The sequence below is a fragment of the Streptomyces sp. NPDC050528 genome (genome assembly GCF_044457795.1).
Lineage (GTDB): Bacteria > Actinomycetota > Actinomycetes > Streptomycetales > Streptomycetaceae > Streptomyces.
In genome coordinates, this window is sequence record NZ_JBITHH010000009.1 from 337,320 (window position 1) to 359,304 (window position 21,985).

Sequence of the window (21,985 nt, forward strand, 5' to 3'; positions counted from 1 at the left end):
CGACACCCCGATGAGCAGTCCGCCGTATCCCGAGGACCTGGAACGACCGGGCCTCGTGCGCACCGGCCGGTCGACCTTCGTCCGGCCCGTCCGGCCGGAGGACGCCGACCGCCTGGTCGCCTTCGTCGGCGGACTGTCCCGGGCGACCCTGGCCTATCGCTCGCTCGGCCCGGTGGTGCGCGCCCGCGACGACGTGATCCGGCGCGGCGCGCACGTGGACTACCTGAACGAACTGGCGCTCGTCGCGCTGGCCGGCGACGAGATCGCGGGCCTGGTGCGCTACGTCCGTGATCCGGAGGAACCGGAGCACGCGGAGGTCACCTTCACCATCCGCGACGACCACCAGAGCGAGGGGTTCGGCAGGCTGCTCCTGGAGCACATCGCAGCCGCCGCGCGCACCCGGGGCATCCGGGTCCTGGAGGCCGACGTCCTCGCCGACAACACCCGCATGATCAACGTGTTCCTCGGCTCCGGCTTCCGGGTCGAGTCCGGGCCGCCCGGCCAGATCGTCCACTTCGAGATCGCCGTCGACCCGCAGGCCCAGGCCGTGGCTCGCGCCGAACGCCGCGAGCACACGGCCGTACGGCGTTCCCTGCGACCGCTGCTCGAACCCCGCTCGGTCGCGGTGATCGGCGCGAACCGCAGCCCCTTGACGATCGGCCACGAGATCGTCGCCAACCTGCTGCGGGGCGGTTTCCGCGGTTCGGTGTTCCCGGTCAATCCGCGGGCCGAGCAGGTCGCCGGGACGCGGGCGTATCCGACCGTCCGGGAGCTTCCCGAGGTCCCGGACCTGGCCCTGGTCGCCGTACGGGCCGACGCGGTACCCGATGTCGTACGGGAGTGCGCGGAGGCCGGCGTCAAAGCCGTGGTCGTCGTATCGACCGGCTTCGGGGAGACGGGAGTCGAAGGCCGGTCCACCGAGCTGGAGTTGGCGCGCTTCGCCCGTGCCTCCGGGATGCGGCTGGTGGGCCCGAACTGCATGGGCGTGGTCAACACGACGCCCGCGGCCCGGCTGGCCGCGACCTTCTCCCCCGCGCTGCCGACGCCGGGCCGGGTCGCGATGTCCAGTCAGTCCGGGCCGCTCGGGCTCGCGGTGCTCGACTTCGCGCGGCGGCTGCGGCTCGGCTTCTCCGGGTTCGTGTCGGTGGGCCACGCCGTGGACGTCTCCACCAACGACCTGCTCCAGTGGTGGGAGGAGGATCCCGAGACCTCGGTGGTCCTGCTGCACGTCGAGACCTTCGGCAATCCGCGCAGGTTCGCCCGCATCGCGCGCCGGGTCGCGCCGCGCAAGCCGATCGTCGCGGTGCACCCGGGACACGCGGACGCGGCGGTCGACTCGCTGTTCGCCCAGTCCGGCGTCATCCGCACCCGCAGCCTCCAGGAACTCTTCGACGTAGCACTGCTGTTGGCGCACCAGCCGCCCCCGCCGGGCAACCGGGTCGCCGTGATCACCAACGCGGGCGGTCCCGCCGCGCTGACCGTCGGAGCGTGCGAGGCGAGCGGCCTGCGGGTGCCCGAACTCGGCGAGCTCGTACGGCACTTCCTCCGTACGGCTCTCTCGCCCCGCGCGGACGTCACCAACCCGATCGACCTCACGCCGACGGCCACAGCCGCGCACTACCGGCAGGCGCTGGACGCGGTACTGGCCGACGACGGCATCGACGCCGCCGTGGTCCTCTTCATGCCGCCGCTGGCGGACAAGCCCGACGAGGTGGCGGCGGCGATCCTCGACGCGGCCGAAGCCGCCCCCGGGAAGCCGGTGTTGGCGAGTTTCCTGGGCGGCGCGGGCGTCGCCGATCTCCTGCACCGGGGTGAACTCGTTGTCCCGACCTACGCGTTCCCCGAGTCCGCGGCGACCTCGCTCGGCCACGCGGCGGCGTATCAGGCGTGGCGCAGCACCCCTGCGGGAGTCATACCGGACCTCCCGAAGGTCGACACGGACCGGGCCCGCTCGCTGATCGCCGGGTGTGCTCCCGGAGCCGTATCGCCGCAGGTCGCCGCCGAGTTGCTGGACTCGTACGGCGTCTCCGTCCGGGACGCGGACTCCCACGGCCCGGACGCGTTCCTCTCCGTGCGCGCGGACCCGGTCTTCGGCCCGGTGATCGCGTTCGGGCTCACCGGGGACTACGCCGACCTCATGGCCGACGTCGCCCACCGGATCACTCCGCTCAGCGACCGCGACGCCCGCGAGATGATCCGCTCGCTGCGGGCGGCCCCGCTGCTGGACGGCCGGGTGGGCGGCCCGGGCGTGGACCTGACGGCCCTCGAAGACGTCGTGCTGCGGATCTCCGCGATGGTCGAGGACCTGCCCGAGATCGAGTCGATGGAGCTGCGTCCGGTACGGCTGCTGCCGCCCGGGGACGGAGTCGCCGTGGCCCACGCGACGATCCAACTCACCGACGACACAAGGAGAGGCGGCCCCTCATGAAGGTCGGCATCTACTTCGACATGCGCAACCCCCCGCCCTGGCAACGGAATTGGTCACGCGTCTACGGATTCGCCCTGGAGATGTGCGAGGAGGCGGACCGGCTCGGCCTCGACTCGGTCTGGTTCTCGGAACACCACGGTTTCGAGGACGGATACCTCCCGCAGCCGCTCACCATGGCCGCCGCGGCAGCGGCCCGCACCCGCCGTGTCCGCCTGGGCACCGCGGTGATCCCCGCGCCCCTGCACGCGGCCCCCGAGATCGCCGAGCAGGCCGCGCTCGTCGACATCATCAGCGACGGCCGCCTGGACCTCGGACTCGGCACCGGATACCGCCTACCCGAGTACCAGCTGTACGGCGCCGACCTCGCCAAGCGCTACTCCACGACGGACCAGCGGGTGCGGGAGATCCGCGGCCTGTGGTCGGAGTCCCTGGTCACCCCCGGCCCGGTCCAGGACCCGCTGCCGATCTGGCTCGGCTACCAGGGCCCGCAGGGCGCACGCCGGGCCGGACGGCTGGGCACCGGGCTGCTGTCCCTCAACCCTGCCCTGCTCACGCCGTACCGGGAGGGGCTCGCCGAGAGCGGTTACGACGTGTCGACGGCCCGGATGCAGGGTTCGTTCACGACGTTCGTCACCGAGGACCCCGACGGCGACTGGCCGGTCGTGCGCAAGCACCTGGCGTACCAGTGGGACAGCTACCGCCGGTACATGGTCGAGGGGACCGACCAGCCCGCTCCCCGCCCCATCGATCCCGAGAAGTGGCGGGAGACGGGGCTCCAGGCGACAGGTGTCGGTCAGTTCCTCTACGGCACCCCGCAGGACACCGCCGAGGCCATCAAGGCGTACGTCGCCGGGTTGCCGGTCGAAGGGGTGTTCCTGTGGGCCTCGCTGGCCGGGATGCCCGAGGAGATGGTCGCCCGCCAAGTCCAGCTGATCGCGGGGAAGCTGCGCCCGCTGCTAGCCGATGTCTGACACGAGGAGTTCGAGGATGTCGATGGGAACCGGTGAGACCGGAGTGTGGGCGGGGTCGGACTTCCAGGAGCCGCCCCGCACCCAGGGCGGGGTGGCGCTGTGCGGTGCCTGCCGTGTCACCGGTTCCTGCCGCCTGGGCGTGGAGCGCGAGCGGCTCGACGAGGATGGCGTGGCGTGCTTCGGACTCGTCTGCCCGCGCTCGCAGGAGGGCGGCCCGAATGTCGCGCACGGCGGTTGGACGGCGGCCGTGTTGGACGACTGTCTCGGTCATCTCCCGCTGTTGCACCGGGTGTTGAGCGTCACGGCCGAGTTGAGCGTGAGCTTCGTGAAGCCGGTGCCGGTGGAACGGCCGTTGGAGGTCCGGGCCTGGGTCGAGCGGCGGGAGGGCCGGCGCTGGTACATCGCCGGCGAGATGGTCCTGCTGCCGACGCGTGCCGTGCTGGCCCGGGTCTCCGGGATCTGGGTGACCCGGGACCAGGGCCACTTCGCGCGGCACGAGGCGTGGCTGGCCGCCCAGAAGGCCGAAGGCGACGTCAAGGGCGGGGAGCAGGTCGAGGGCGGGGAGCAGGTCGAGGGCGCGGGTCAGGTAGAAGGCGCGGGTCAGTAGGACCGCAGCCCCATGCTCCGGGCGATCCCGTTGCGCTGGATCTGGCTGGTTCCGCCGGAGATCGTGGCCACGATGGACTCCCGGTAGCGGAAGCTCATCACGCTCTCGGTCGAGAAACCGTGCCCGGCACACACCTGCATCCCGAGCCGGGCGGCGGCCACGTACGTCTCCGACCCCTTGAGCTTGGCCATCGAGCCCTCCCGGGTGCACGGCTTGCCCTGGGCGAGCAGCCAGGCGGCGCGGTACGCGAGCAGCCGGGCGGAGTCGATCTCGGTCTGCAGGTCGGCCATGGCGTGGGCGAGGGCCTGGAAGTTCCCGATCGGACGGCCGAAGGCGTGCCGGGTGCGGGAGTACTCCAGCATCTCGTCCAACGTGGCCTGAGCGGCGCCCAGATAACCGCCGGTGATGATCACCTTCTCCAGTTCGATGTTGGAGAGCATGACCTTCCAGCCTTCGTCGCGGGGGCCGACGAGGTTCTCCTTCGGGACCAGGGCGTCGTTGAAGAAGACCTCGTTGGTGCCGAGGATGTGCCGGGCCAGCGTCGGCGTCCGGCGCACCTCGACGCCGTCCGTCGCGGGGTCGACGAGCAGCAGGCTGATGCCACCGTGCTTGGGCTCGCGGGGACCGGTCCGCACATAGGTTGCGATGGTGGTGTCGGGCAGGCCGCCGCCGGTGCACCACGCCTTCTGGCCGCGGACGAGGAACTGGTCGCCGTGGTCCTCGGCGGTGGTGCGGAGGGCGGCGGCGTCGGACCCGCTGTCCGGCTCGCTGAGGCCGACGGCGAGGCGGTGCCGTCCCGTCATCACCTGCTCACGGATGAAGTCGCGCTGCGCCTCGCTGCCCCACCGGAACACGGTGATCCCCGGGATGAGCACGCCGATGTAGCACATGGCGACGTCGAAGCTGGCCCGCCCCAACTCCTCGGCGATCAGGACGAGTTCGAGCGGGCCGCCGCCGTCGCCGCCCTCCTCCTCGCTGAACGGGAGGGAGAACCACCCCAGATCGGCCATACCGCGGAACAACTCGGGCGGCACGACGCCTTCCTCGTCCCACTGCTTGGCCTTCTCGGCCGGGCACACGTCGGCGACGAACTGCCGTGCCGTCGCGCGCAACAGGTCCTGCTCGTCGGTCAGCCCGAAGTCCACGGCCACTCCTCGACAGCACTAGGCTATTCATCTAGCTAATTATTCTATGTTAGCGGATAGGGTGGCCCGGCCGGAATACAGCTCCCACCGCCGACATCTCGACAGCGTTGACATGATCCATGCCCCCGAACCCGGCGGATCGCCTGTCCGGGCACCTTCAGTCCCGACGCCCTCGCCGCCTACGCACACGAGTACACCGGCCGGGAGCGGCTACGTGGCGGCTTCGAGCACTACCGCACTCTGCTGGAGGACCGACGCAAAAACCGCGCGCTGCTCGCCGAGAAGAAGCCGAGAAGAAGCTGCCCATGCCCGCCCTGGCCATCGGCACAGCCCATTCCGGCACCTCGACCGCCCGGGCCCTGGCCTCGCACGCCGACAATGCGCGGGGCACGGTCGCCCCTACCGGGCATTTCGTCGCCGCAGAGGATCCAGGCAGGTTCGCCGAGGTCACCGACGGGTTCCTCGCCTGAACATCCGCCGGACGGGCTCTGCGCATCGGAGCAGATCGGCGTCCCCATCGGCGCCGCCCTGCCCCGGATTCATGCGGCGGTCCGGCGGCCCTCGCGGTCGGCCCGGGCTGCGGTGATCAGACCGTCGAGCGAGTCGCGGGTGTGCAGCAACTCCGTGATGTGGGTGGAGAGTCGGTCGCGCTCGGTGGCCATGCGTTCCAGCGCGGCGTCGGAGTTCTCGTCGCTGGGCGAGTCGCGGCACGGCATCAGTTCGAGGATGGTGCGGCTGGACAGCCCTGCCACGTAAAGGCGTTGGATGAAGTCGACCCGCCCGATGTCGTCGTGGGTGAAGTGCCGCTGCCCGCCGGCGCTGCGGGTGCTGACGAGCAGTCCCTGCTCCTCGTAGTAGCGCAACGAACGGACACTCACTCCACTCCGCGCCGCGAGTTCACCGATCCGCATCTCACTCTCCCGATGGTGACGTGGGCCCAGGACTTGCATCTCACATTGATGTCAGGTTTTAGCGTACCGGGAGGGCCCGCTCTTCCCGGGCCCTCCCTACATACGGAGGAGTTCCGGCATGACCACGCTGTTCGACCGCCACCGCCTCGGCGCCCTGGAGCTGCCAACCGGGTCGTGATGGCCCCGATGACCCGGGTCCGGGCCGCTCCCGGGGGCCTGGCCACCTCGTCCATGGCGGCCTACTACGCCCAGCGGGCCAGTGCCGGGATGATCGTCACCGAGGGGGTGCAGCCCAGCCTGGTCCGGCAGTCCAACCCGGGCACGCCGGGCCTGTACACCGGCGAACAGGTGGCGTCCTGGCGACCCGTCACCGACGCCGTGCACGCCAACGGCGGGCGCGTCTTCGCCCAGATCATGCACGGCGGCCGGGTCTCCCACCCCGACACCACGGGCCTGCGGCCGGTCGGACCGTCGGCCGTCGCCGCCGTGGGCGACGTGTTCACCCCGACCGGACTGCGACCCGCACCGACACCTCGCGCCCTGGCCCTCTCCGAGGTGCCCGAGCAGGCCCGCTCGTACGCCGAAGCCGCCCGGCGCGCCGTCGACGCCGGCTTCGACGGCGTCGAACTGCACGGCGCGAACGGCTACTTGATCTCGCAGTTCCTGTCGTCCAACGCCAACCTGCGCACCGACGACTACGGCGGCCCGATCGCCCACCGCATCCGCTTCGCCGTCGAGGCGGTCGCCGCCACCGTGGACGCCGTGGGCTCGGCCCGCACCGCGATCAGGCTCTCCCCCGGCGGCACCTTCTGGGGCGTGGAGGAGACGGAGGTCCCGCAGCTGTACGCGGCCCTCCTCACCGAACTCGCCCACTTCGACCTCGCCTACGTGCACCTGGAGGCGACCGCCGAGGAGGAGGTGCTGCTCGGGCTGCGCCGCGCCTGGCCCGGGCAGCCTGGTCGTGAACCCGGCCGTCCCGATGGGCCCCAAGCAGACCGACCGGGCCGCCGCCGACCACTGGCTCGGCCTGGGCGCGGACCTGATCAGCTTCGGCCGTGCCTTCCTCGCCAACCCCGACCTGGTCGAACGGCTCCGCACCGGCCTGCCGCTCGCGCCCGCCGACCCGGCCACGTACTACCAGGGCGGCGACGCCGGCTATCTCACCTACCCCGCCTACCAGTACGCCGCCTGATGGACACGAAGGACGAGGAAGATCCATGAACGCGCTGAACAAGTCCCAGGACAACGCCCGGACTTCGGTCATCATCGCCGGCCGGGTCTTCGTTCCCTCCGAGGACGTCGAGTCGTTCGTCGCCGAGGCACGGGCGACGTCGTACCCGCTCGCCGCGGCGAACCCGGGGAACGTGCTGATGTCGTTCTGCGTGGAGGACGCGGCGACCGGAGCCGTCACGGTGCTCGAACAATGGGCCTCCCAGGAGGCCCTCGACCGGCATGTGGCCACACCGGAGATCACCGCGCTCCTCACCAAGTGGGGCCCACGCATACGCAATGAGGTGCGCAGGTTCGCCGCCGACGAGAATGACCCCTCGGCCTGAGCCGAGAACCGGAGCGGACGTGGGACGGGCGGCCGCCGTCCGCTCCACGACCTGGGTCTCAAAGCCGGGGCGCGGCGGAGACTTACGCGGCCGGCGTCCGCCTGCCTTGTCCGCGACCCCGACATCCAGCAGCGCCCCGTCCGCCGAGCCCAGGAAGTCGAATTCTCCCGGAGCCGCCAGGCTTCCGGATCTCCGGCGCGCATCCGGCCACGCAGGGAAAGTTCCACAACCAGCCCTGTCCGCACGGCACTTGCCGCCTCTCTGGCGGCGATCACATCACGAGCCAGCCACCTGCTCCCCGCAGTCGCTTCCACCGCAGGCCCTGTGCCGCTCAAGACGCTGACCTACACCCCCTCCAGATCGCGGAGAAAAGGCTCACCAAGGAGGCCGACCCTCATGGCATGACCGGCGAAACCGACCAGGAATCCCGGGAGTTGAGTACGGCGGTCGTGCACCCGGCGAGCTCCTTGTACCCCTGCGACACAGCCGTCGCCTGCTCCACGGGCACCCGGCCGCCGATCTCCTCGGCCAGAGCGATGATCTTCTCCGGGCCCAACTCGCGGTTGGCCAGCACCAGTTGATTCAGGGGTTCGCGGCGCAGGTGCTCGTACTGTCCCAGGGCCCGTACCGGATCGTCGTGCCGGGAGAGCGACCAGGCCAGGACACGCGCGTCGACGATCGACTGGGAGCCGCCGTTCATGCCCATGGGGTACATGGGGTGGGCGGCGTCGCCGACCAGTGTCACCCGGCCGAAGCTCCAGCGTGGCAGCGGGTCCCGGTCCACCATCGGGTACTCGTAGATGCCGGTGGAGCCGCGGATCAGTTCGGGCAGGTCGATCCAGGGCAGGTCCCAACCGGAGAGCTCGGCCAGCGCCTCCTCCGTCGGGATCGGGCGGTGGGAGCGGTCGAGTTTCTCGTCGGGCTCCGGGCGGCGGATCTCCAGCACCCAGTTCATCAGCGTGGGTCCGCCCTCGACCGCCGGGTCGGCGACAGGGTAGGCGACGAACTTGTCCCCGGGTCGACCGCCGGCCACCACGATCGCCCGTCCGCCGAGGATGTGCGGGTACCGGCTCATGCCCCGCCACATCTGAACGCCGTTCCCGCGCGGGGACCCTTCACCGGGGTGGAGTTGGGCCCGCAGCCGGGAGTCGATGCCGTCGGCGCCGACGAGGACATCGGCCTCGATCACGACGGGCTCGCCGGTGTGCCGGTCCGCGAAGTGCGCTGCGACGCCTGGCACTTGGTGTTGGAACGACTCTTGGTGCCGGGACGGCTCCTGGTACGCGAAGCGTTCGAAGGCCATGCCGGTGCGGGCCGCGTCGGGCCCGATCCGGGTGCGGACGGCGTCCAGCAACAGCATCTGCAACTCGCCCCGGTGGACGGAGTATTGGGGCCACCGGTAGCCGGCCGCCAGGCCGAGCGGCTCCTCCCAGATCGGGCGTCCTTGACGGTCGCAGTAGACCAGTCGTTCCGGCGGCAGCGCGATGGCGTCCAGGGCGTCCCCGAGGCCGAGTTCGGTGAGTTCGCGTGCGGCGTGGGGAAGCAGGTTGATGCCGACGCCGACCGCGTGCAGCTCGCGGGCGGACTCGCAGACGAGCGGGGTCATTCCCGCGGCGTGCAGGCTCAGAGCGGTGACGAGTCCGGCGACCCCGCCGCCCACCACGACGATCTTCACGTGTTCTCCCTTGTGTTCAGGGTCCGACGGCTGCGTTCAGGGTCCGACAGCCGCACCAACTCGGCCTGCCCGGTTGGCTGTTGAGCTGGTGCGACAAGAACGACTCCCCGCCGCGGATACCGACGCAGCTTATCCGGAGGAGTCATCTCCAGGTAAGATGATGTTGTTGCGCGGCGGCTCGATCCCGCTCGGAGCAGCACCGCCCATTGCGGATCAGACGCCAGAAAAGGAAACCCCGATGCCTCACGGAAACAGCCAGGACCACTTACCGGAGCGTGCCGACGAGACCGTCACCGAACCCGTCACCGAGGCCCAACTCGTCCAGGTGGCACGGGAGATGGCGCCGCTCGTCTCGGCCCACGTCGAACAGACCGAGCAGCAGCGGTCGTTGGCCGAGCCGAGCGTGAAGGCCCTGCGTGACGCGGGGCTGTTCACCTTGGGTACACCGCGCCGCTACGGCGGCCATGGCGCCGGTGTGCGCACGGCCGTGGACGTGTGTGCCGAGCTGGCGGCGGGGTGCGCGTCGAGTTCATGGCTCGTCGGCATCGCCTACGGGGCCGCGCTGTTCGCCTCTCAACTGCCCGACGCGGTGCGCACCTTGGTCTGGGAGTCGGATCCCGACGCCCTGCTCTGCGGAGCCGCCAATCCTTCCGGTTCGGTGACGGCGGTACCCGGCGGTCTCGAACTCGACGGGCGGTGGCCGTGGATATCCGGCATCGACCACGCGGCCTGGGTGCTGCTGGGCATCGTCCGCGAGGACCGCGGCCGGCCGGAACGCGGGCTGGCCCTGGTCCCCGCGTCCGAGCTGACCGTGGCCGACACCTGGCACATGGCCGGCATGCGCGGCACCGGCAGCCGAACGGCGGTGGCGCATCAACTCTTCGTCCCCGACGAGCGGTTCGTGTCGTTCGCCGAGATCGCCGACGGCATCGGCATCCAGCGGCATCCCGGCGAGGCCCGGGTCGTCTTCCCGCTGTCCATCAATCTGCCGCTGGTCGGGACGGGCGTAGGCATCGCGCGCGGCGCCCTCGAATTGGTCGTCCGGGACCTCGCGGGCGGAAAGCGGTCCGTCTCGCCATTGCACTCCCACACGGCGGAGGCGGCTCCTCACCAGCTGAACGTCGCCCAGGCAGCCACCCTGATCGACACGGCCAGACTCCACGTACGGCGCGCGGCCGACGAGATCGACGAGGCCGCATGCCAGGGACGGCGCCCCGACCTGGAGACCCGGGCACGGCTGCGGATGGACGGCAGCCACGCGATGCGCTGCGCCCGCGAGGCGGTCAGCCTCCTGCTCGACACGGCCGGCGCGAGCAGCTTCTCCGACACCTCACCGCTGCAACGCGCCTGGCGCGACATCGGCACGGCCTCCCGCCACGCCGCCCTGAGCGTCGAGACCAGCCGGGAGCTCTACGGCCGTGTCCTGCTCGGCCGGCCGCTCCCCCACACCGACGTCGTCTGACCCCTGTACCGACATACCGATATACCGGCATGCCCACGTACCGATATGCCGACGTCGTCCGATCCCGGCAGCGAACACGAAGGAGACCCGAACCGGTGGGTGCACCCGAACCGTCAACAGGCCCGATCCGACCGGCAGCGGACCGCAAGGTCGCGCTTGTCACCGGCGCCGCCCGTGGCATCGGTGCCGCCATCGCCGCCGAACTCCACCGACGCGGCCTGCGCGTGGCACTGCTGGACCAGGACGACACCGGAGCCCGCACCCTGGCCAAATCCCTTGATCCTGAAGGGGATTCGAGCATGGCGGTGCACGCCGATGTCAGCGACCCCGAGCAATCCCAGCTCGCGGTGCGCGCGGTGGCCTCGGCATGGAGCAGCCCCGATGTACTGGTCAACAACGCGGCGCGGACGGCGCCCGGTTCGGTGTGGGACGTCGAACTGGACGAGTGGGACGCGCTCATGGCCACCAACCTGCGCAGCGTCCTCGTCCTCACCCGCCTCTGCGCACCGGCGATGCGTGAGCGCGGCTGGGGCCGAGTCATCAACCTCGCGTCGCTGGCGGGGCAGCAGGGCGGACTGGTCGCCGGTCCGCACTACGCGGCGGCGAAAGCGGGGGTGCTGGTGCTGACCAAGGTCTTCGCCCAGGAACTCGCTCCCCACGGCGTCACCGTCAACGCCGTCGCTCCCGCGGCCGTGGAGACGCCCGTGATGGACGATCTTCCCGCCGAGGCGTTGAAGCGTGCGGCCGAGCGGATTCCCGTGGGGCGGTTCGGGCGGCCGGAGGAAGTGGCCGCACTCGTGGGGCATCTGGCGGGGGAAGACACTGGGTACATCACGGGCGCCACGCTCGACGTCAACGGCGGATTGTTCATGCGATGACGGCGCCGGGGCCGACGTAGAGTTCCGAGGTCGGAAGGGAGACGCGCATGAACGGGGACGGCGCTTCGCTGTCGGATCCGGCCGGGACGATCGTCGGGCGTGATCACGACCTCGGGCTGGTCCGGGGGTTCGTCGACGAGGCCCTGGTTTCCGGCGGGGCGCTGCTGTTGTCCGGGGACGCCGGTGTCGGCAAGACGGTGTTGCTGGACGCCGCCGCCGGACAGGCGCACGGCGCGGATGCACGGGTCGTGCGTGCCGCCGGGGTGGAGTTCGAGAGCGAGATCAGTTTCGCCGGTCTCCACCAGGTCCTTCAGCCGCTGCTGGCCGGACTCGACCGCCTGGCCGACCCGTACCGCGTCGCCCTGAGCGTCGCGCTGGGCCTGGACCAGGGCGCGCCTTCCGATCAACTGCTGGTGTCGAACGCGGCGTTGACCCTCCTCGTCCGGGCCGCCGAGGAGCGCCCGTTGCTGGTGATCGTCGACGACCTCCCGTGGCTGGACCGGGCCAGCGCCGTGGTCCTGGGTTTCGTCGCCCGCCGCCTCGCGGGCAGCCGGGTCGGCTTCCTCGGCGCCTACCGCTCGGGCGAAGGCAGCTTCTTCGAACGCGGCGGCGTGCCCCATCACGACGTACAGCCGCTCGATACGACGGCTGCGACGGCGTTGATCGAGGCGCGTTCCCCGTCACTGGCGCCGCGTGTGCGGGAGCGGCTGCTGGCGGAGGCTCAGGGCAATCCCCTCGCGCTGCTGGAACTCCCCGTCGCGCTCAGCGGCCCCCAGCGCTCCGGCACCGCGGTTCCCGAACTGCTGCCGCTGAGCCGCCGCCTCCAGGCCGTGTTCGCGTCCCGCGTCGAGACACTGCCCGCCGCGACCCGGCTGCTCCTCCTGTACGCGGTTCTGGACGGCACCGGTGATCTGCGTGTCCTCGCGTCGACCGGCATGGAAGACCTCGCGCACGCGGAACAGGCGGGGCTCGTGTACGTGGACGCGGCCACCGGACGACTGGCGTTCCGCCATCCCCTCACGCGCTCCGCCGTGGTGGAACTCTCCACCAGCGAGCAGCGTCGCGAGGTGCATCGCGCCCTGGCGGAGTACTGGTCCGACCGGCCCGAGCGGCGCGCCTGGCACCTCGCGCATGCCACGGTCGAGCCCAGCGAGGACGTCGCGAGTCTGTTGGAGGAAGTGGCGCGCGACAACGTGCGGCGGGGTGACGCGGGTGGTGCCATCGCCGCGCTGCTGCGCGCCGCCGAGTTGAGCCCGCGCGGCTACGAACGCAGTCGCCGGATCGCCGAAGCGGCTTATCTCGGCGCGGACTTGACCGGCGATCTGCGCGATGTGCCCCGGCTGCTGGAAGAGGCCCGGCTGGCCGACGGCGGACGAGCGGGGCCGTTGGTCGCCGCGGTCGCCGCCGCGCACCACATCCTCCTCAGCGGCGAGGGCGACCTGGACACCGCCCACCGGCTGCTGGTCGGCGCGATCGACATGCAGCACCAGCCGTACGACGCCACCGATCCCACCATGATCGACGCGCTGTACACCCTCGCCTGGCTGTGCCAGAGCAGTCAGCGCCCGGACTTTTGGAAGCCGCTGCACCGGGCGCTCGACCTGCTGAAACCGGAGGTCCCGGGCCAACTCGCCCTGACCCTCAGCACGATGGCCGACCCGGCGCGCACGGCACCGCCCGCGCTCGGCAGGCTCGACGAGGCCATCGCCTCCCTCGACCAGGAGGCCGACCCGGTCCGGATCATCCGGCTCGCCATGACCTCCCTCTACGTGGACCGGTTGCCGGCGTGCAGGACGGCGTTGCGGCGCGCGCTGCGCGACGGGCGTGACAACAGGTCGCTCACCGTGGAGATCCAGGGGCTGGTGTACCTGGGCCGGGACCATTTCGCGGCCGGTGAGTGGGACGAGTTGGAGGCGCAGGCCGCGCAGGGACGAGATCTGGGCGAGGCCAACAGCTACCAGCTGCTGTCGACGGAGTTCCTGTACCAGCGGGCGCTGGTGGCCGCAGCCCGGGGCGACGAGGCCGCCACCCGAACCCTCACGGACGAGATGACCCTGTGGGCGACACCGCGCGGTGTGGGTTCCTATCTGTCGTGCGCCTCGCATGCGCGGGCACTCGCCGCGCTCGGCCAGGGCAGGTTCGAGGACGCGTACCGCCACGCGTGCGCCATCAGCCGCGCGGGGGAACTCGCCTCGCACGTCCCGCCGGCCCTGTTCGTCGTCATGGATCTCGTCGAGGCCGCCGTCAGAACGGGCCGCACCTCCGAGGCAACGGCCCACGCGGAGGCGGCACTTGAGGCCGGCATCGCCGCGATCTCGCCCAGGCTGGCCCTGCTGGTGAAGGCGTCGGCGGCGATCGCGGCCGTGGGCCAGGAAGCGCTCGGCCTGTTCGAGGAGGCGCTCGCCGTACCCGGCACCGAGCGCTGGCCCTTCGAGTTGGCGCGAGTACGGCTCGCCTACGGCGAGCGCCTCCGCCGGGTGAAGTCCACGACGGAGGCGCGCACCCAACTCGCCGACGCCGTCGAGACGTTCGAGCGGCTCGGCGCCCGCCCCTGGACGGCCAGGGCGGGCAACGAACTGCGGGCGACCGGCCTGTCCCTGGGAACCGCCGGGGTCACCGGCCCGGCGTCACTCACACCCCAGCAACGGGAGATCGCCCTCCTCGCGGCGGCCGGTCTCACCAACAAGCAGATCGCCGAGCGCCTGTTCCTGTCGCCCCGCACCGTCGCGGCCCATCTGCGCCAGCTCTTCCCGAAGTTGGGCGTGGCGTCCCGGGCCGCGTTGCGCGACGCGCTGGCGGACCTGCCTCCCGCCTAGAACGGCATCGGCGTTCAGAAGATGCCCTGCCCCGGTACCAGGATCCCCTTGGGGTCGTACGTCTTCTTGGCTGCGGCGAACCGCTTCCAGACCGGCCCGAAGTGCCGCTTCCAGTCGGCGTGTTGGAAGGGGATCGAGCCCACCGGGTACTGCGTGCCGCCGACCGCCTCGACGGCCTCGTACGCGGACCGGTTGGCGCTCAGCAGTCGCTGTACGGTCGCGGTGTCCTCGGGCGGCGCGGCGCGCAGGACCGCGAACAGGTAGGGAATCGGGTCGTCGGGCATGCCCAGCAGCGGGGTGCGGAGGTGCTCGCGCAGCAGCGGGTACAGGAGGACGACGCCGGGTCCGAGGTCGGCCGGGGTGAGTGCGTCCAGCAGGGTGCCGGCCACGGCGGCGGTGCTGCGGCCCGGGATGACCACGTTGAGCCACGGGTGGGCGTAGGCCCACAGGCCCGCTTCCTTCAGCGCGGCGACGGAGGCGGCGAGCCGGTCGAGGAAGTCGTAGTAGCCGAGGTCGGTGATCTGGGCGCCGGACGCGACATACCGCAGACCTCGCAGGAGGACGGCGTCGTCGGGGGTGTCCCCCACCGGCGGCCCGTAGGCGACGGCCTCGATGGCGAACTGGTTGAAGGCCCCGGCCGTGTCCGGGCTCACCTGACCCTCAAGGTAGGCGAACCGCCCCTCGGTGGCGAGGAGTTGCTGGTCGTCGAGGAAGGTCTGGAGGTCGTCGTACGGCAGAAGGTAGTGCCGTACGGTCTCCGGGGCCGGGACCAGGCGCAGGGTGGCGCCGACGATCACCGCGCACTGGCCGAGACCGGCGAGCACGGCGTGGAAGAGGTCGGGGTTGCGGGTCGGGGAGCAGCGGAGCAACTCCCCTGCTCCGGTGACGACTTCGAGTTCGAGGACGTTGTCGACCTGCGCGCCCCGCTGGTGGCTCTGGCCGCCCAGGCCGCCGACGGAGAGGGTGCCGCCGACGGAGAGTTCGAGGTAGTCGGTGAAGACGGGCGGGGTGAGACCGTGGGCGATGGCCGCCTTGGCGACGTCGCTCCACTTGGCGCCCGCGCCGACCGTGACGCGTGAACTCCCCGTCCGTACAGGGCCGATGGAGGCGAGCGGCTCGGTCTCGATGATCAGCCCGCCCTCGACCTGCGCCTGTCCGTTCGTCCCGTGGCCCTGTCCGCGCGGGGCCACCTTGAGTCCGTGCAGATCGCAGAACCGCACCATCGCGACGACGTCCCGCACGGAGCCGGGCCGCAGCACCGCGGCCGGACGCCGGTGCACGATGTGCCCGAAGTCATCGGCGTCGGCGCCGAGCGAGGCGTCGTCCGTGAGGAGCGTCCCGTCCAGATGGGGGAGGCCGGTGAGCGGCCGGCCGGTGTCAGTCACCGCCCAGCCGCGCGTGAAGGGATCGAAGCCGATCACCACGGCTGAGCCTGCGACCAGGCCGCGCAGAGCGGTACGTCGAGACGGAGTGCGGGGCATGTGGTCCTCCTGAGACCGTCCGGCTGAAACGATCAACGACGGCTCAGTCTAGGCACTTTGGGGTGCGCGACAGGGTTCCGTCGCGGCGAGTTCCCCGACCGGTTCGGCACGTGTCGCGGCGACCCGACCTTGCTAGTCGTCGCCCTGGCTGCTGGAGTTCCGGCCCCCACTCCCCTTCCTGTCGGCGCTGCGCACGAGATCGCTCGCGGTGAGCGTCACGGTCGCCACGACACGGGCCCAGCGGGGGCCGCCTCGCTCGGCCCAGAACACACAGGCGCACCCGCCGATGACGAGTACCAGGACACCGAGCAGCACTGCGACGATCATGTTTCCCACCCGTGGTTCGTACGGTCCGGTGACACGTACGTTCCTGGTGATCATCTCAAGGCCGGACGCGTCGGTCCAGGTCAATCCTCCCGCAGCCAGGCCCGCGTGCCGAACGAGGCGCAGGCCCGCGAAGCCACCAGAGCTGCTCCGCTCAACGCCTCGACAAAGCCCTTCGACGTCAACTGCCCTTCGCTCAGCGCAAGTTGATGGGCGAGGGCTCCGTGCAGAACATCGCCCGCGCCCACCGTGTCCACCACCTTCACCGACGGCACGTCGACCGCGCCTTCACCGCCCGGACCTGCCCACACGATGGGGCCCGCTCCCCCGCTCACCGCCGACCAGGCAACCCCGTACTCCCGCAGGAAGCGCAGTGTGTCCGCCGGTGTGCTCGTTCCGGGCGGGTGGAAGTCGGCGGAGCAGACGGCCACGTCGATCAACGGCAGCAGGTCCTGCGTGCCGGACTTCCAACTGCCGCCGTCCAAAAGGGTCTTACGGCCGAGCGCACGCGCGGAGCGGGCCGCGGCGACGGCCAGTTCCATGTGGTGGCCGTCGAACTCCACGACGTCACAGGCGGCCACCAGCGCGTCGAGGTCGTCGGGCGGGGCGAGCCGGTGGGCCGTCGCGTTGGTCGAGGCGACGGCCCGTTCTCCGGTGGACGCGGTCACCAGGACGGAGGAGACGGCGGGCGGTTGCGCCGAGTCGGCGGCCAGGTCGGAGACTGTCACGCCCAACGCGTTCAGGTCGGCCGCCACCCCAACTCCCAAGGCGTGGGCGCCAATTGCCGTCAGGAGTGTGGCCGCGCCGCCCAGGTGACTGAAGGCGATGGCCGCGTTCGCCGCCGGGCCGCCCGCGGCGACCACCTGGTCCTGGGCCGTGAGTTTCTCGTTCGCGCCCGGCGCGTGGTCCACGAGCTGGATGACGTCCAGGGTGCACAGACCGACGAACAGTCCTGTGGGGCGTCCTTTCTCCACCGACAGCCTCCTCGCGCCATTTACTAACAATTGGTTGAGCAGTTCAGGCTGCTAAATCTACTGTTAGTAACCATGAAGGTGAACAGCGCGAACGACACCGCTCGACTCGCGTCCGAACTGCGACTCGCGGTGGGCCGGGTGACCCGGCGCCTGCGCCAGGCGCACGCCGTGGGGGACGTGTCACTTTCCGGAGTCTCGGTCCTGGCCCGGCTCGCCCGCGACGGTTCCGAGTCGCCGACGTCCCTGGCGGAGGCGGAGCGGGTACGCCCGCAGGCCATGGCGAGCACGCTCGCGGTGCTCGAACAGCGCGGGCTGGTCCGCCGTAGCCCCGATGCGGCGGACGGGCGGCGGAGCATCGTCGCGATCACGGACGAGGGGCACGCCATGCTGGCCGAGCGGCGGTCCGAGTCGGTCCACCGGCTGGCGGGCGTCCTCGACGAGTTCACCGCCAAGGAGCGCGCGACCCTCGCGTCCGCGCTCCCCCTCCTCGACCGACTGGCGGAGCGACTGTGACCGAGCGTGCGCACATACCCGGCGACGGACATCGGTCCTCGCTGCTGAGCACCGTGCGCTCGGGACGTCGTAAGGACACTCCCCCGGGGCCGAACTACAAGTGGGTCGCACTGTCGAACACCACGCTCGGCGTGCTCATCGCCACGATGGACGCCTCGATCGTGATCATCTCGCTGCCCGCGATCTTCCGCGGCATCGGGCTCGATCCGCTGGCGCCGGGCAACATCGGCTATCTGCTCTGGATGATCCTGGGCTATCTGCTGGTCTCGGCGGTGCTGGTCGTCGTGCTCGGGCGGCTCGGTGACATGTTCGGCCGGGTGAAGATCTACAACATCGGCTTCCTGATCTTCGCGTGCGCGTCCGTCGCACTGTCCCTGGACCCGTTCCGCGCGGGAGCGGGGGCGATGTGGCTGATCCTGTGGCGCGTCGTGCAGGCCTTCGGCGGTTCCATGCTCACCGCCAACTCGGCCGCGATCCTCACCGACGCCTTCCCCGCCCGACAGCGCGGAATGGCGCTCGGCATCAACCAGATCACCGCGCTGGCCGGCCAGTTCCTCGGCCTGCTCGCCGGTGGTCTGCTGGCCGTCGTCGACTGGCGCGCGGTGTTCTGGGTGAGCGTGCCGATCAGCATCACCGGCACGATCTGGTCGTACCTGAGCCTGCGCGAGACCTCGGCGGGCCGCCCCGGCCGCATCGACTGGCTGGGCAACCTCACCTTCGCGGCGGGCGCGGGCATCCTCCTCGCGGGCATCACCTACGGCATCCAGCCCTACGGCGGCAGCGCCACCGGCTGGGGGAACCCGTGGGTGCTGAGTGGTCTGATCGGCGGCGGCGTCCTGCTGCTGGTCTTCTGCTACATCGAGACGCACATCGCCGAACCGATGTTCAACCTGGCCCTGTTCAAGGTGCGCGCCTTCGCCGCGGGCAACCTGGCCGCGCTGCTGACCGCGATCGCGCGGGGCGGGCTCCAGTTCATGCTGATCATCTGGCTGCAGGGCATCTGGCTGCCGTTGCACGGCTACGACTACGAGGACACCCCGCTGTGGGCGGGCATCTTCATGCTGCCGCTCACCGTGGGCTTCCTCGTCGCCGGGCCCGTGTCCGGATATCTGTCGGACCGGTTCGGCGCCCGGATGTTCTCGACGGTCGGGCTGATCGTCGTGGCGCTCTCGTTCCTCGGTCTGCTGGCGCTGCCCATCGACTTCGACTACGGCATGTTCGCGGCGCTGCTGCTCCTGAACGGTCTGGGCCAGGGCATGTTCTCCGCGCCGAACACGTCGTCCATCATGGGGAGCGTGCCGAGCGAGTACCGGGGTGTCGCCTCGGGCATGCGGTCCACCTTCCAGAATTCCGGAACCGCCCTGTCCATCGGCGTGTTCTTCTCCCTGATGGTGTCCGGGCTCGCGACCTCGCTGCCCGCGACGCTGAGCAAGGGGCTCCAGGCTCACGGCGTCCCGACCGGCGCCGCCGAGCAGGCGGCTTCGCTGCCGCCGGTGAGCACGCTGTTCGCCACGTTCCTCGGCAACAACCCCATCCAGCACCTGCTCTCGTCCAACGGAACCCTCGCCCACGTCACCGCCGCCCAGCGCGCCGTCCTGACCGGGCACACCTTCTTCCCCCGGTTGGTTTCGGGCCCGTTCCACCACGGTCTGACCATCGTCTTCAGCGTCGCCGCGGGCATGGCCCTGGTCTCCGCGGTCGCCTCGGCCCTGCGCGGCGGCCACAAGCCCGACCCGGACCCCGCACCGTCACCGGCCGATCTGCCACCCGCGCCAGCGGAGACGCCCGAGACTTCGCAGGCGGGGCCCAACGGGGTGTCGTAAGGCCTGAGTTGGGGTCACTCATCAGCTAGTCGGCGTGGTCAGAGGATCAGATGGGCCGCGCAGGACCGTGGGCGTCGGATGCCGGAGGGGTGCAGCGGTCGCGCGCCGGGCGGCGGCTCACCGAGCGGGCCACGCCCGTGACTCCACGTGATGTGGATTGACAGGGGCTCGTTGTCGATTCGACAGTGGCGGGCGTGACGTCCACTCCGGTCCGGCCCGACGGGCATCCGCTGCGCGTGCTGTGCGAATCCCTGCTGGCGCGGCTCGACGATCTCAGCGACGTCGTCACCGACGACATCCGGCGCGAGCTCCCCTCGTACGCGGCGCTGCCGCTGGCCGAGCAGCGCACGACCGTGCACAACCGGCTGCGCGCCCTGCTGCGGGGGCTCGCCCTCGGTGTGGAACCGACGGCCGGGCAGCTGCTGGAGTTCCAGGCCGAGTCACGCAGGAGGGCGTACTACGGTCTGCCCGTCCAAGACGCGCTCGCGACCTTTCACATCGGCGCCCGTCGGCTGTGGGACGAGCTGCAGGCGTCGGCGCGCGGTACGGCGGCCGAGGGCGCCGAGGTCGAACTGGTCGCGCCCATGTGGCTGTGGGTGCAGGCGGCGAGCGGCGTCGTCGCGGACGCCTTCGCGGACGAGGCGGGGTCACGGTACGGCCGTGAGGCTGGTCTGCGGCAGCGCTTCCTCGAACTGCTCAGCACCGGCGGGGCACCGCGCGAGCACACCGCCGAGATCGCCCGTGAGCTGGGCTTCGACCCGGACGGCGACTTCCGCGCCCTGTGCACACCTGCCGCCCCATGGGCCGCGCAAGGACACCTCAGTCTGCTGCAACGCTCCGCACGGCAGCTCGCCGGCACGGTCTCCTGCGGCCTGAGCGGGCAGCTGATGATCGCCGTCACCCAGCGGACCGACCCGGCCGAGCTGGCCACCCGTGTGATCAGCCTGAGCGGCGACGACGTGCGCGTGGGCGTCGGTCTCGACCGGTCCGGGCTCGCGGGCGCGGAGATGAGCATCGCCGACGCGGAGCGCGCCCTCGCCGTGGCCCGACTCGGCGGTCGGGCAACGTCGTTCGAGGATGTGTGGCTCCGGGCGAGTCTCATCGACAGCCGGGAGCGGCTGCAGCCCCTGTTCGCCGAGGTCCGCCAAGTCACCGGCGAGCAGCCCCTGTTGGCGGAGACGGTGATCGCCTTCGCGGACTCCGGGTCGTCGCTGGCCCACACCGCCACCGTCCTCGGGATCCATCCCAACACGGTGGCCTACCGGCTCGGCCAGTGGCACAAGCTCACCGGCGCCGATCCGCGCACCTTCGCCGGGCTGCTCCGCTCGGTCGTCGGCATCACGGGCTGACAGCACGGCGACTGTGGAATCCACAAAAATCCGCCCACTGACTCCATGATCATGCCGAAGACCGCCCATCGGCCGCTTCCTACACTCCGTTACTGCTGATGGAAGAAATCCCGGCAATGAACGGACCAGGAATGGCTGAGAAGGACCCGAGTTCCTACGTGATGGGAAATACCTCCGGGGAAGCGGACAGGCTCGGCATACAGGCTTCGCTGTACGACCGGCACACCGAATATCTACTGAGGACGGCGGGTCTGCGGGAGGGAATGCGCGTTCTCGACATCGGCTGCGGCACGGGCGAGGTGTCGCTCGCCGCAGCGCGTGTGGTCGGCCCGAGTGGCCGGGTTCTCGGTGTGGACATGGACCCGGGGGTTCTGGAGCGTGCGCGGGAGAACGCGGCCGCGTTGTCGTTCGGGAATGTCACCTTCGAACAGGGGACGCTCCCCGATCTCGACATTTCGGAGCCTTTTGACGCCCTTGTAGGACGACTGATCCTTATTCACCTCGACGATCCGGTGGCGACGGTGAAGGGGCTGACCCGCTTTGTTCGTACCGGTGGCGTGGTCACATTCCAGGACTTCAATATTTCGAGGACTCGCGCGGTACCCCACGTTCCCCTGGTGACGGAGTCCGTGGGGTGGATCAGCGCGGCACTCCGGGAAGGCCGCCGCGACCCGGACATGGGCGAACGACTGGCCGAAGTGCTGCGGCACTCGGGACTCTCCGATCCGAGCGTGGCGGTCGCCGTGCCCACGGGCGGCCCCGACTCGGCGGCGGTGACCCTCATCGCCGAGTCGGCACGCAGCCTCCTGCCGGTGATGGAGCGCGGCGGGATCGCCACGGCCGAGGAGGTCGACATCGACACCCTGCGCACTCGTATGGCGCGCGCGTGCACGGAGGTCGAGGCGACGGTGTACGTCCCGGAACTCGTGGCCGCGTGGGCAGAGGTCCAATAGGGCCTGCCTGTAAGCCGGTTCGGCATCTGTGGGTCCATGGATCCGTGGCCCTCAGGCGCCGGGCGGCCCCCGGTACGAGACCCGGACGGCCGCCGTGCGCCCGGGCGATGCCGGAGTCA

The 21,985-nt window shown here is 70.9% G+C and carries 18 protein-coding genes and 1 pseudogene; 13 read left to right on the top strand and 6 right to left on the bottom strand.

Annotated elements, in window-relative coordinates; all coding sequences use genetic code 11:
- Nucleotides 1-10 precede the first annotated feature (10 nt).
- Genes ACIBK4_RS30700 through ACIBK4_RS30710 form a run of 3 tightly spaced genes read left to right on the top strand, consistent with a single transcriptional unit; the run spans nt 11 to nt 4,006 of the window.
- Nucleotides 11-2,428, top strand: coding sequence for a GNAT family N-acetyltransferase (locus tag ACIBK4_RS30700; RefSeq protein ID WP_398999791.1), 2,418 nt, complete (start codon nt 11-13; stop codon nt 2,426-2,428).
- A complete protein-coding gene (locus ACIBK4_RS30705; RefSeq protein WP_398999793.1) occupies nt 2,425-3,399 on the top strand; it encodes an LLM class flavin-dependent oxidoreductase in 975 nt (324 codons plus the stop codon). The genes ACIBK4_RS30700 and ACIBK4_RS30705 overlap by 4 nt, the downstream gene beginning before the upstream one ends.
- 16 nt (nt 3,400-3,415) lie before the next feature.
- On the top strand, nt 3,416-4,006 hold the full coding sequence (locus ACIBK4_RS30710) for a PaaI family thioesterase (protein ID WP_398999795.1): 591 nt from the start codon (nt 3,416-3,418) through the stop codon (nt 4,004-4,006).
- Here ACIBK4_RS30710 and ACIBK4_RS30715 read toward each other — a convergent pair.
- The gene (locus ACIBK4_RS30715) at nt 4,000-5,151 is read right to left on the bottom strand and encodes an acyl-CoA dehydrogenase family protein (RefSeq protein ID WP_398999797.1); all 1,152 of its coding nucleotides are present in this window, start codon (nt 5,149-5,151) and stop codon (nt 4,000-4,002) included. The genes ACIBK4_RS30710 and ACIBK4_RS30715 overlap by 7 nt on opposite strands.
- A 305-nt stretch (nt 5,152-5,456) precedes the next feature.
- On the opposite strand from ACIBK4_RS30715, the gene ACIBK4_RS30720 reads away from it, so the two are divergent.
- Nucleotides 5,457-5,621: a hypothetical protein gene (locus tag ACIBK4_RS30720; protein ID WP_398999799.1), complete on the top strand. Its 165-nt coding sequence runs from the start codon at nt 5,457-5,459 to the stop codon at nt 5,619-5,621.
- A gap of 69 nt (nt 5,622-5,690) precedes the next feature.
- Here ACIBK4_RS30720 and ACIBK4_RS30725 read toward each other — a convergent pair whose 3' ends face one another.
- Nucleotides 5,691-6,062: a MerR family transcriptional regulator gene (locus tag ACIBK4_RS30725; RefSeq protein ID WP_398999801.1), complete on the bottom strand. Its 372-nt coding sequence runs from the start codon at nt 6,060-6,062 to the stop codon at nt 5,691-5,693.
- Nucleotides 6,063-6,180: 118 nt separating this feature from the next.
- On the opposite strand from ACIBK4_RS30725, the pseudogene ACIBK4_RS30730 reads away from it, so the two are divergent.
- Nucleotides 6,181-7,254: pseudogene (locus tag ACIBK4_RS30730) on the top strand (alkene reductase).
- A gap of 25 nt (nt 7,255-7,279) precedes the next feature.
- Nucleotides 7,280-7,618 (top strand): putative quinol monooxygenase, encoded by a 339-nt coding sequence (locus ACIBK4_RS30735; RefSeq protein ID WP_398999803.1) that lies wholly within the window; start codon nt 7,280-7,282, stop codon nt 7,616-7,618.
- 394 nt (nt 7,619-8,012) lie between these two features.
- Here the strand turns inward: ACIBK4_RS30735 and ACIBK4_RS30740 are convergent, their stop codons facing one another.
- A complete protein-coding gene (locus tag ACIBK4_RS30740) occupies nt 8,013-9,293 on the bottom strand; it encodes an FAD-dependent monooxygenase (protein WP_398999805.1) in 1,281 nt (426 codons plus the stop codon).
- Nucleotides 9,294-9,531: 238 nt separating this feature from the next.
- On the opposite strand from ACIBK4_RS30740, the gene ACIBK4_RS30745 reads away from it, so the two are divergent.
- The 3 genes from ACIBK4_RS30745 to ACIBK4_RS30755 all read left to right on the top strand — a co-directional run bounded on the left by ACIBK4_RS30745 (nt 9,532) and on the right by ACIBK4_RS30755 (nt 14,449).
- Nucleotides 9,532-10,755, top strand: a complete 1,224-nt coding sequence (locus tag ACIBK4_RS30745; RefSeq protein ID WP_398999807.1) for an acyl-CoA dehydrogenase family protein — start codon at nt 9,532-9,534, stop codon at nt 10,753-10,755.
- 95 nt (nt 10,756-10,850) lie between these two features.
- Nucleotides 10,851-11,633, top strand: coding sequence for an SDR family oxidoreductase (locus ACIBK4_RS30750; RefSeq protein ID WP_398999809.1), 783 nt, complete (start codon nt 10,851-10,853; stop codon nt 11,631-11,633).
- A 47-nt stretch (nt 11,634-11,680) separates the two neighbouring features.
- Nucleotides 11,681-14,449, top strand: coding sequence for an ATP-binding protein (locus tag ACIBK4_RS30755; protein WP_398999811.1), 2,769 nt, complete (start codon nt 11,681-11,683; stop codon nt 14,447-14,449).
- Between the two features lie 14 nt (nt 14,450-14,463).
- Here ACIBK4_RS30755 and ACIBK4_RS30760 read toward each other — a convergent pair whose 3' ends face one another.
- The 3 genes from ACIBK4_RS30760 to ACIBK4_RS30770 all read right to left on the bottom strand — a co-directional run bounded on the left by ACIBK4_RS30760 (nt 14,464) and on the right by ACIBK4_RS30770 (nt 17,228).
- Nucleotides 14,464-15,930, bottom strand: a complete 1,467-nt coding sequence (locus ACIBK4_RS30760) for an FAD-binding protein (protein WP_398999813.1) — start codon at nt 15,928-15,930, stop codon at nt 14,464-14,466.
- 132 nt (nt 15,931-16,062) lie between these two features.
- Nucleotides 16,063-16,257, bottom strand: a complete 195-nt coding sequence (locus tag ACIBK4_RS30765; RefSeq protein ID WP_398999815.1) for a hypothetical protein — start codon at nt 16,255-16,257, stop codon at nt 16,063-16,065.
- An 80-nt stretch (nt 16,258-16,337) separates the two neighbouring features.
- The gene (locus tag ACIBK4_RS30770) at nt 16,338-17,228 is read right to left on the bottom strand and encodes a PfkB family carbohydrate kinase (protein ID WP_398999817.1); all 891 of its coding nucleotides are present in this window, start codon (nt 17,226-17,228) and stop codon (nt 16,338-16,340) included.
- A gap of 72 nt (nt 17,229-17,300) precedes the next feature.
- On the opposite strand from ACIBK4_RS30770, the gene ACIBK4_RS30775 reads away from it, so the two are divergent.
- The 4 genes from ACIBK4_RS30775 to ACIBK4_RS30790 all read left to right on the top strand — a co-directional run bounded on the left by ACIBK4_RS30775 (nt 17,301) and on the right by ACIBK4_RS30790 (nt 21,866).
- Nucleotides 17,301-17,741, top strand: coding sequence for a MarR family winged helix-turn-helix transcriptional regulator (locus ACIBK4_RS30775; RefSeq protein ID WP_398999819.1), 441 nt, complete (start codon nt 17,301-17,303; stop codon nt 17,739-17,741).
- Nucleotides 17,742-17,887: 146 nt separating this feature from the next.
- Nucleotides 17,888-19,564: an MFS transporter gene (locus tag ACIBK4_RS30780; RefSeq protein ID WP_399000087.1), complete on the top strand. Its 1,677-nt coding sequence runs from the start codon at nt 17,888-17,890 to the stop codon at nt 19,562-19,564.
- Between the two features lie 194 nt (nt 19,565-19,758).
- Nucleotides 19,759-20,913 carry a PucR family transcriptional regulator gene (locus tag ACIBK4_RS30785; protein ID WP_398999821.1) on the top strand — a complete coding sequence of 385 codons (1,155 nt, stop codon included), beginning with the start codon at nt 19,759-19,761 and terminating at the stop codon, nt 20,911-20,913.
- Between the two features lie 131 nt (nt 20,914-21,044).
- Nucleotides 21,045-21,866, top strand: a complete 822-nt coding sequence (locus ACIBK4_RS30790; RefSeq protein WP_398999823.1) for a class I SAM-dependent methyltransferase — start codon at nt 21,045-21,047, stop codon at nt 21,864-21,866.
- Nucleotides 21,867-21,985 lie beyond the last annotated feature (119 nt).